Origin of the sequence: Photorhabdus sp. RM71S (genome assembly GCF_042879355.1) — a bacterium.
GTDB lineage: Bacteria > Pseudomonadota > Gammaproteobacteria > Enterobacterales > Enterobacteriaceae > Photorhabdus > Photorhabdus kayaii.
The window spans coordinates 1-10,282 of sequence record NZ_JBHFKV010000087.1; the positions used below are offsets into that span (position 1 = coordinate 1).

6 protein-coding genes are annotated in these 10,282 nt (G+C 43.5%); all 6 read left to right on the forward strand.

Annotated elements, in window-relative coordinates; genetic code table 11:
* The first annotated feature begins 264 nt into the window (after positions 1-264).
* The 6 genes from ACGF5R_RS22900 (at position 265) to ACGF5R_RS22925 (ending at position 9,864) form a co-directional block, all read left to right on the forward strand.
* Positions 265-1,383, forward strand: coding sequence for a hypothetical protein (locus tag ACGF5R_RS22900; RefSeq protein WP_387692887.1), 1,119 nt, complete (start codon positions 265-267; stop codon positions 1,381-1,383).
* 469 nt (positions 1,384-1,852) lie between these two features.
* Positions 1,853-2,968: a DUF346 domain-containing protein gene (locus ACGF5R_RS22905; protein WP_112877113.1), complete on the forward strand. Its 1,116-nt coding sequence runs from the start codon at positions 1,853-1,855 to the stop codon at positions 2,966-2,968.
* A gap of 644 nt (positions 2,969-3,612) precedes the next feature.
* Complete coding sequence (locus ACGF5R_RS22910; RefSeq protein WP_112895925.1) at positions 3,613-4,743, forward strand: hypothetical protein; 1,131 nt, start codon at positions 3,613-3,615, stop codon at positions 4,741-4,743.
* A 799-nt stretch (positions 4,744-5,542) separates the two neighbouring features.
* Complete coding sequence (locus ACGF5R_RS22915; RefSeq protein WP_262980534.1) at positions 5,543-5,998, forward strand: type II toxin-antitoxin system PemK/MazF family toxin; 456 nt, start codon at positions 5,543-5,545, stop codon at positions 5,996-5,998.
* A gap of 544 nt (positions 5,999-6,542) precedes the next feature.
* The gene (mutS, locus tag ACGF5R_RS22920) at positions 6,543-9,098 is read left to right on the forward strand and encodes a DNA mismatch repair protein MutS (RefSeq protein WP_387692890.1); all 2,556 of its coding nucleotides are present in this window, start codon (positions 6,543-6,545) and stop codon (positions 9,096-9,098) included.
* A gap of 4 nt (positions 9,099-9,102) precedes the next feature.
* Positions 9,103-9,864: a tRNA isopentenyl-2-thiomethyl-A-37 hydroxylase MiaE gene (locus tag ACGF5R_RS22925; RefSeq protein ID WP_112877117.1), complete on the forward strand. Its 762-nt coding sequence runs from the start codon at positions 9,103-9,105 to the stop codon at positions 9,862-9,864.
* Positions 9,865-10,282 lie beyond the last annotated feature (418 nt).

Here is a 10,282-nt window from a genome sequence, read left to right on the forward strand (position 1 = left end):
TCGCCCCCGAAAAACACGGGGTGGGAAAACACCGAATGAATTATTTAAGGGAATACGAACATGTTTACTTCCAGATTAACGATGTTGCACTTATTATGTGAATCTACCTGGGATTTTATAATGTAACATCACATTTACCCAATATTTCACAGATCAGAAATCATCATCAAATAAAAATATTCATCATGTCTTTCCCTAATAAAAAAACACAAGCAAGAATATTAATGTAAATATTAAATATATTGCTTAAAGAGGATATATATTATGAAAAAAGAATCTATTAATACATCAACTCCAGATAATACCAAGTTATCTGTCGCAAAAGAAATAGAAACATCCCATGAAATTTCTTGGACGGCGTTACCCGGAATTATCTCGGCGGCAAACAACGCGGATGGTCGACTTGAGGTTTTCGGTATAGGCACCGACAATGCTGTATGGCACAACTGGCAAACGGGACCAAACACCGGATCTTCCTGGTCCGGCTGGCACTCGCTAACTGAAATAGCAACTAGCAAACCCGCCGTTCACATTAACTCAGACGGCAGATTGGAAGTATTCGTGCGTGGCACAGATAATGCGCTATGGCATAATTGGCAGACCGCACCCAGCGCCGGTTGGTCAGGCTGGCAATCTTTAGGTGGTCAGATCACCAGCAACCCAGTGGTATATGTCAACTCCGATGGCCGACTTGAGGTCTTTGCACGCAGTTCCGATAACACTCTCTGGCGCATCTGGCAAACCGCTCCCCATGCCGGTCCGTGGTCTAATTGGCAGTCACTAAATGGCGTGCTTACCAGTGATCCCGCGGTATATATCAACGCCAGTGGTCTGCTTGAGGTCTTTGCGCGCAGCAACGATTACTCTCTCTGGTACATCAAGCAAACGACTTCTCATGCCTATCCCTGGACAAACTGGCAGTCACTGAGCGGCGTGATAACGAGCAATCCAGTAGTGATCGCCAACGCTGATGGTCGGCTTGAGGTTTTTGCACGCGGCTCCGATAATGCTCTCTGGCATATCTGGCAAGTTGCTCCTAATGCTGGTTGGACAAACTGGCGCTCACTGTCTGGTGTCATCACCAGCGACCCTGCGGTACACATCAACGCCGACGGTCGGCTTGAGGTCTTTGCACGTGGCCCCGATAACGCTCTCTGGCATATCTGGCAAACGGCAGCATCTGGTGCATGGTCTGAGTGGGCCTCATTGTCTGGTGTGATTACCAGTGCTCCTGCGGTGGCGAAGAATGCCGATGGCCGGCTTGAGGTTTTTGCACGCGGTTCCGATAACGCTCTCTGGCATATTCAGCAAACTACATCATCGTCATGGTCTAGCTGGGCATCCCTCGGCGGCAACTTAATCGACGTTTCAGCCATTAAATAATCTGGAAAGATTAGCTTCACACAAGACACGCATAACTTTCTGGCTTGATGCATTAAAGGAGAACATTCACAGTACTGCATCGGGCCAGTAGTACCTTATTTGCTGAAATTAACCCAATATTCGACACACAAACCGGGTATTCGCTCAAGTTCGCTCCCGTTATTTATGATAAAAATATATTTTTCAAATATAAGTAAAATGAAACCTTAAAACAGAGAAATAATTTATTTATAATTTATTATTTTTGAATGACAGTATGTAAAAATATATATAAACACACTAGGTTTTATAATGTAGCATCTCACCCACTTAATACTTCACGGACCATCAATCAACATCAAATAAAGCATTAATTATTTCTTCAAAGAATAAAGAGTAAAAGTGAGAATATTGATTCACAGAATTAAACATCTTGCTTATTAAATGACTATTTAGTGAATCTAAAGAATTATTTTTAACGAGGATATATATGCAAGAAGAACCTATTAATATACCAAAGCCAGATAATGCCGAGTCACTTGCTGCAAATGAGATAGAAATCGAAAACGCACCAATCGCGTTGTCTGAAATTGTCTCAGTAGTAAACACCTCCGATGGACGGCTCGAAGTTTTTGGTGTGGGCACTGACAATGCCGTGTGGCACAACAGACAAACGGCACCACACTCAGGCTCTTCCTGGTCCGGCTGGATCTCACTTAGCGGAAACGTAACCAGCAAACCTGTCGTTTATATCAATACAGACGGTAGGCTAGAGGTATTCGCACGCGGCACCGATAATGCGCTCTGGCATATCTGGCAAACCGCCGCCAATGCCGGTTGGTCAAACTGGCAATCTTTAGGGGGTACAATTACTAGTAACCCCGCGGTATATGTCAACACCGATGGCCGGCTCGACGTCTTTGCACGTGGCACCGATAATGCACTTTGGCACATCTCACAAACTGCCGCTCATTCCGGTCCGTGGTCGAGCTGGCAATCTTTGAACGGCGTGATCACCAGCAACCCGGCGGTTCATATCAACTCCGACGGCCGGCTTGAAGTCTTTGCGCGTGGTACCGATAACGCACTCTGGCACATCTGGCAAACCGCTCCTGATTCCAATCAGTGGTCAGGTTGGGATTCACTCGGTGGTATAATCACTAGCGATCCTGTCGTCATCGGCACCGCTGATGGCCGGCTTGAAGTCTTTGCGCGCGGCTCCAATAACGCACTCTACCACATCTGGCAAACCATTCCCCATGGCGGCCCGTGGTCCAACTGGGCTTCGTTGAATGGCGTGATCACCAGTGCTCCTGCGGTGGTGAAGAACTCCGATGGCCGGCTTGAAGTTTTTGCACGCGGCACCAATAATGCGCTCTACCACATCTGGCAAACGGTTTCCCATTCCGGTCCGTGGTCTAACTGGGCCACGTTAAATGGCACGATCACCAGCGCGCCAACGGCAGTGGAAGACGCCGATGGTCGGCTTGAAGTTTTTGCGCGTGGCACCGATAACGCACTCTGGAACATCTGGCAAGCCACACCATCGTGGTCCGCTTGGGTATCCCTCAAAGGCAGCTTAATCGACGCTTCAGCAATCAAATAATCTGGAATGAATCCAGCTTTGCACAAGACGAACGTCACCTTCTGGCCCGATACGTTAAGGAAAATATTCACTGTGCTTCATCGGGCCAGTGGTACCTAATTTGCCGGTAAAAATCTCATATTCGATACACAAACCTGGCATCGATTCGAGTTGGCATATTATCGTTGATGACAAGGAGATATTTTGTCTATCTGAAACAGACTATTAGTCGAATATGCCTGGAAAACAACTTCAAACAGAATAACCTCTTTTAGGTACATGATTAAATCAGGATCTACGTTTCTCAATAGCCAGATTATGAATTTTGTGCTTTAATAATGATTCAATAAAATATTTAAAAAAACATTAAACAAATATATTTAAAATAGAAAACAGCGGGGACTTTAAAATGAAAAACAGTTTATTTTAAATTTATTCCACTTAAATAATTTCGTGCAAAACAATATGTAATCACATAATGTGAGACTATATTTAATTAACATTTTACAAGTCAATAACTAACAAAACAAAAACATCTACCCTTTATTTTATTAATAAAATTACATAGGAGACTAGTCAAAAAATCAATATATAAATCAGAATACCTCTCTCATTAAATGATTATTTTATGAATCCGAAATATTATTTTTAAAGAGAATATACATATGAAAAAAGAACCTATTAAAATGCCAAATCCAGATAATACCGAAGCATATGTTGCAGGTGAGGTAGAAATCGAGAACTCTGCGATAGCGTTATCTGGAATTGTCTCAGTAGCAAACAATGCCGATAATCGACTTGAGGTTTTCGGTGTAAGCACTGACAGCGCAGTGTGGCACAATTGGCAAACAGCACCGCTCCCAAACTCCTCTTGGGCCGGCTGGAACAAGTTTAACGGAGTAGTAACCAGCAAACCTGCCGTTCATCGTAATTCGGACGGTCGATTGGAAGTATTCGTACGTGGTACGGATAATGCACTCTGGCACAACTGGCAGACCGCCGCTGATACCAATACTTGGTCAAGCTGGCAGCCGCTGTATGGAGGTATAACCAGCAACCCTGAGGTATGTCTCAACTCTGACGGCCGACTTGAAGTCTTTGCTCGCGGCACGGATAACGCGCTATGGCACATCTGGCAAACCGCAGCCCATACCAATTCGTGGTCAAACTGGAAATCTCTGGGCGGCACGCTCACGAGTAACCCGGCTGCACATCTCAACGCCGATGGTCGGATTGAAGTCTTTGCTCGCGGTGCCGATAATGCCCTTTGGCACATTTGGCAAACGGCTGCTCACACTGATCAATGGTCAAATTGGCAGTCACTAAAAAGTGTAATCACTAGCGACCCAGTGGTCATCGACAACTGCGATGGTCGGCTCGAAGTCTTTGCTCGCGGTGCCGATAGCACACTCCGGCACATTTCACAGATCGGTTCTGATTCCGTTTCATGGTCAAACTGGCAATGTTTGGATGGTGTGATCACTAGCGCCCCAGCGGCGGTGAAGAATATCTCTGGCCAGCTTGAGGTCTTTGCTCGCGGCGCTGATAACACGCTCTGGCGCACCTGGCAAACTTCCCATAACGGCCCGTGGTCTAACTGGAGCTCATTTACAGGTATTATCGCCAGTGCCCCAACGGTAGCGAAGAATTCAGACGGTCGGATCGAGGTCTTTGTGCTTGGCCTTGACAAAGCGCTCTGGCACCTCTGGCAAACAACTTCATCAACCACATCATCGTGGACCACCTGGGCTCTCATCGGTGGTATCACCTTGATCGATGCTTCAGTGATCAAGTAATCAGAAAAAAGCTGGCTTCACACGAGATAATCATGAGCTGCTGGCCCGGTGCAAAAGGAAAATATCCATTGCGATTCACCGGGCCAGATAGGAGGATAATGGGGCTGTACCCAAATTCTGTATCAGGGCTTTTTTATCATCAATATTCGAGCATTTAACGATTATTTTTGTAAAAGTAGCAAAAAATATATTTTAACCTACACATCTACAACTGATTAATTCATCCGTCATTACTGTCTCACTTAATCTTCATCATTCAACCGCAATGGCTTATATACCCGTTATCTTTCAAGTTGCCTCTTTGTTGGCTGCACTCGCTCACCCCGGTCACATAGTTTGCTATGCTCCCGGGGATTCACTCCCTTGCCGTCTCGATGCATTTTGAAATCCATAGGGTATAAATCAATATAGTGACTCTTATAATGAATGTATATTACGAGTTACAAACTAATCCAGCCACTCAGTCAGCACTTTCTCTAGAATACTACAGCCATATTTCCTTTTTTCAACAGAAGAAACGCTCATAGGAAAGCTGCAAACCATGCTATTTTTCTGCGTCACGGACATCAAAAAAACACGGATTTCGGATTTTTACGGCTGTAATAGTACTACTAACAAATACAGCAAATTTCATCCATATTTAAAATATGATATACATCACAATTTGTAGTAATCAACCGTTTTTATTTTACATCAATGAGAATGGTTGATTTCCATTATATAATCCTATTGAAATAAGCCCTTAGTAAAAATCATTAAGTCATAGTAGAATTTATCACCTTACATAGAGGAATACCAAATGCCTATAAATTTCAGTCCCAAAGTGGGTGAAATATTGGAATGTGACTATGGGAATTACCCAAAAAATAAAGAAGGAAAAATAATAACTAATTTCTATGATGGTCATATACCACCTGAAATGGTAAAAAATCGGTTTGTTGTTATTATAAACGGTAAAATAGATGGAAATGCCTGTATAGTTGTTCCTATATCAAGCAAATGTGATCAAAATAAATTACAACGTGGAATGCACGTTGTAATTGATAAAAACGTTATTGAAAATATGAAATATTTTGAACAAATAACACGTTGGGCAAAAGCGGATCTTGTGCAACAAGTCAGCCGGCAACGGCTACAAAGGCCAAGAACTGATAGAGGTTATTTAAATCAAATTTTACCCAGAGAAATTGTCACTAAAATTCAATTAGCAATAATTAAATCCATAAATGCAAGTCAATTGTTATCGAAATCATGATACTTGATTTTTCCAGTAAGATCGCTGACAATATAGCTGTTGCCCATAGAGGCCCAAAATATTTATCCCCTTTAAGGACCTGCGAAGCCTAGCTAATTGAATTGCTAGGCTTCTGCCGTTTTAGCATTCCATAACTTCAACAAAGAATTTCCATAAAAAAGCGTTTAGTACATAAAAGCTTAGGCTGCTGGCAAAGTTGATGACAAAAACTAATGAGACACTTGCTCAGATTTTACATTGGTCATACTGGCGGCGGCGACATCAATACCGAACTCAACAATCTCACTATCATCACCGAGGAAATTCTTTACCAACAAGGCAATTACGGCTATAGCATTAGAAAGCAAAAACTAGTCAACATTGGAAAATTCTTTCAACCACTTCAGCAACGCAGCTTTATCATCTTCCACACAAAGCCAATTTAACCAGACCAAAATTACAGCTAAATTTGCGAATTGCTTCCAGATTTTACTTGTGTAAGTTTAAAGCTTGGTGCGATACCATAACGAAAGAATTGATTCACAAACTTAACTAAGACCACTGCATGATTAATACAGAAACCTTCGACACCCACACGCCCATGATGCAACAATATCTCCGTCTTAAAGCACAGCATCCTGATATCCTGCTGTTTTATAGAATGGGAGATTTCTATGAGCTGTTTTATGACGATGCCAAAAAGGCTGCAAAATTGCTGGATATTTCCCTGACCAAACGAGGTCAATCCGCCGGCAATCCTATCCCTATGGCAGGCGTGCCACATCATGCAGTAGAAAACTATTTAGCTAAGCTGGTTCAATTAGGTGAATCAGTCGCTATCTGTGAGCAAATTGGCGATCCTGCCACCAGCAAAGGCCCGGTTGAACGTAAAGTCGTTCGCATCGTTACTCCAGGTACCGTGACAGATGAAGCGTTATTACAGGAGCGGCAAGATAATCTGCTGGCGGCTATTTGGCACGATAATCAAGGATTTGGTTATGCCACACTAGACGTGACATCTGGCCGCTTCCAAATATCTGAAATGGCAGAGCTGGAAACGATAGCCGCTGAATTGCAACGTAGCCGTCCTGTCGAATTACTCTATCCTGAAAGTTTTGAGCATATGGCGCTGATTGAAAATTTTCATGGCCTGCGCCGCCGCCCTTTATGGGAATTTGAGCTGGATACCGCAAAACAGCAATTGAACCTGCAATTTGGTACCCGTGATCTTGTCGGTTTTGGTGTGGAAAAAGCAGCACTTGCTCTGCGTGCCGCGGGTTGCCTGTTGCAATATGTCAAAGATACTCAACGCACGGCGCTGCCGCATATCCGTGGCATTACGATGGAACGTCAGCAAGATACGGTTATTATGGATGCCACAACCCGTCGTAATCTGGAACTGACACAAAATCTGTCTGGCAGTACAGATAATACTCTCGCTTCTGTTCTTGATCTGTGTGTTACCCCAATGGGTAGCCGAATGTTGAAACGCTGGTTGCATGCGCCTGTCAGGGACCGCCAGATATTAGAAAATCGCCAACAAGCTATTGCTACCTTGCAGGAAATTGGCTTGGAGTTGCAGCCATTTTTGCTACAGATAGGTGATCTCGAACGTGTGCTAGCACGCTTGGCTCTACGCTCTGCTCGGCCAAGGGATCTGGCAAGAATGCGTCATGCATTCCAGCAATTACCGGATATCCATCAAGTTATGGACTCCTCAGATTCCCCTTATATCAAGCAATTGCAGAAAAATATCGGCAGGTTTGATGAATTACAGGAATTGCTTGAAAAAGCGATTGTAGAAACACCTCCGGTATTAGTTCGGGATGGTGGCGTAATCGCTCCGGGTTATAACAGTGAACTGGATGAGTGGCGCACACTGGCTGATGGCGCCAGTAACTATCTGGAACAACTGGAAATCCGTGAACGAGAAAAGCTGGGTCTTGATACTCTGAAAGTCGGCTTTAATGGTGTTCATGGCTACTATATTCAAGTCAGCCGAGGGCAGAGCCATCTGGTGCCAATTCACTATGTCCGCCGCCAGACACTGAAAAATACTGAGCGTTATATCATCCCCGAGCTAAAAGAATATGAAGATAAGGTTCTGACCTCTAAAGGGAAATCTCTGGCAATAGAGAAAGCGCTTTACGAAGAATTATTCGATCTGCTGCTGCCTCATTTGGCCAAATTACAAACCAGCGCCGAAGCACTGGCTAAACTTGATGTATTGGCAAATCTGGCAGAACGCGCTGAAACCCTGAATTATGTTTGCCCAACATTGAGCGATAAACCGGGAATTCAAATCACCGGTGGTCGTCATCCGGTTGTTGAGCAAGTTCTGAGTGAACCATTTATCTCAAACCCACTCTCTTTATCTTCACAGCGGCGTCTGCTGATTATTACCGGTCCAAATATGGGCGGTAAAAGTACCTATATGCGTCAGGCGGCACTTATTACACTTCTGGCCTATATCGGTAGCTTTGTACCAGCTGAAAAAGCGGTCATCGGCCCGGTTGATCGTATATTCACCCGTGTAGGTGCCTCCGATGATCTGGCATCCGGCCGTTCAACCTTCATGGTGGAAATGACCGAAACCGCCAATATCTTGCACAATGCGACAGAACAAAGTTTGGTATTGATGGATGAGATTGGCAGAGGGACATCAACCTACGATGGCCTTTCTCTAGCATGGGCATGTGCAGAAAATCTGGCAAACCGCATTAAAGCAATGACTCTGTTTGCTACTCACTATTTTGAGCTGACCACGTTGCCGGAAAAACTTGAAGGCGTGGTTAATATTCATCTCGATGCGGTAGAGCATGGAGATACCATCGCATTTATGCACAGCGTGCAAGAGGGTGCAGCCAGTAAGAGTTACGGGTTAGCAGTTGCTTCTCTCGCTGGCGTTCCACGTGAAGTGATTAAACGAGCTCGCCAGAAACTTAAAGAGCTGGAATCGCTATCCAACCATGCAACAGCAAGTCATGTCGATACACCACAACTTGCACTACTAACAGAAGAGACATCACCGGCGATTGAAGCATTGGAAAATCTCAATCCAGACTCACTGACTCCGCGTCAAGCATTGGAATGGATTTATCGGCTAAAAGATATGGTGTAAGAACATGTTTGACAAAAGCCTCTTACAACCGATATACCATTTTTTGCAATGTGAAACCCCGGATTTGTGGGTAGATAGAGCAAAACAGCCTGAAAATTTACCTGTGCTTTTACGGGATCATCTATTATGCGAACTGAAAGCAGCACAGAGCGCTATGTTTTTGATCCGCAAGTATGCCGTAGATCAGCGAAGTGAAGATACACTTCTGGCATGGTTTAAACCTTATGAAGATTTTGCTTACAAGAAGATTGGCGATCTCAATTCACTAAAAGGTCAAAACCAAGCGACCAAACAGATCACCGCCAAAGCTAATTCACCCTATAGCCAGGATCTGATTGATAAAATGGTATTGCTGATTAAAGAAGAGTTACATCACTTCTATCAGGTGCTGGAGATCATGGATGAGCGCAATATCAGCTATGAAAGCATCTCTGCCAGCCGTTATGCTAAAGGCATGCTTAGTCACATTACCAACCATGAACCTTATACACTGGTAGATAAGCTGATTATAGGCGCTTACATTGAAGCGCGTTCTTGTGAACGTTTCGCCAAACTCGCTCCTCATCTGGATGAAGATCTGAGTAAATTTTATATCTCGCTGTTGCGCTCTGAAGTGCGTCATTACCAGGACTATCTTTCACTAGCGCAATCTATTGCTAATGAAGATATTACCGAGCGGGTGAACTATTTTGGCCGTGTTGAAGCTGAATTAATTCAAAATCCAGATAGCGATTTTAAATTCCATAGCGGCGTCCCTGTAATTTGAACTGAGTGTAAATTGAAAGGTGAGCTTATATTCACCTTTCACACCGATGATAAACCTCGTTTAAAATAACGAGGTTTGTTTTTCCTTTTTAATAATGTTCTGATCCCGTTTCCCCATTAGATCAATTTGATTTCCCACGGATACGCTATTGTACGCCATAAAAATAGCCAGACTTAAATGGTGAGTTTTTTATTAATTTATTCTATCCAATTGTACTAATAACTATACATGCCATTCTAATACTCCTATATGAAATGTAAAATAATTTCATATCGATAAAGCTACATATTTAAACATAATAAACATATAAGGCAGATTCGACTAATAAGTGCAATTTTTCAGAAGGGCGGTCAGTTGCTATAGTAGGCATCTTTCTCGCCAAAGGAAAATGCACTATGGCCTATACACAACTGACCGA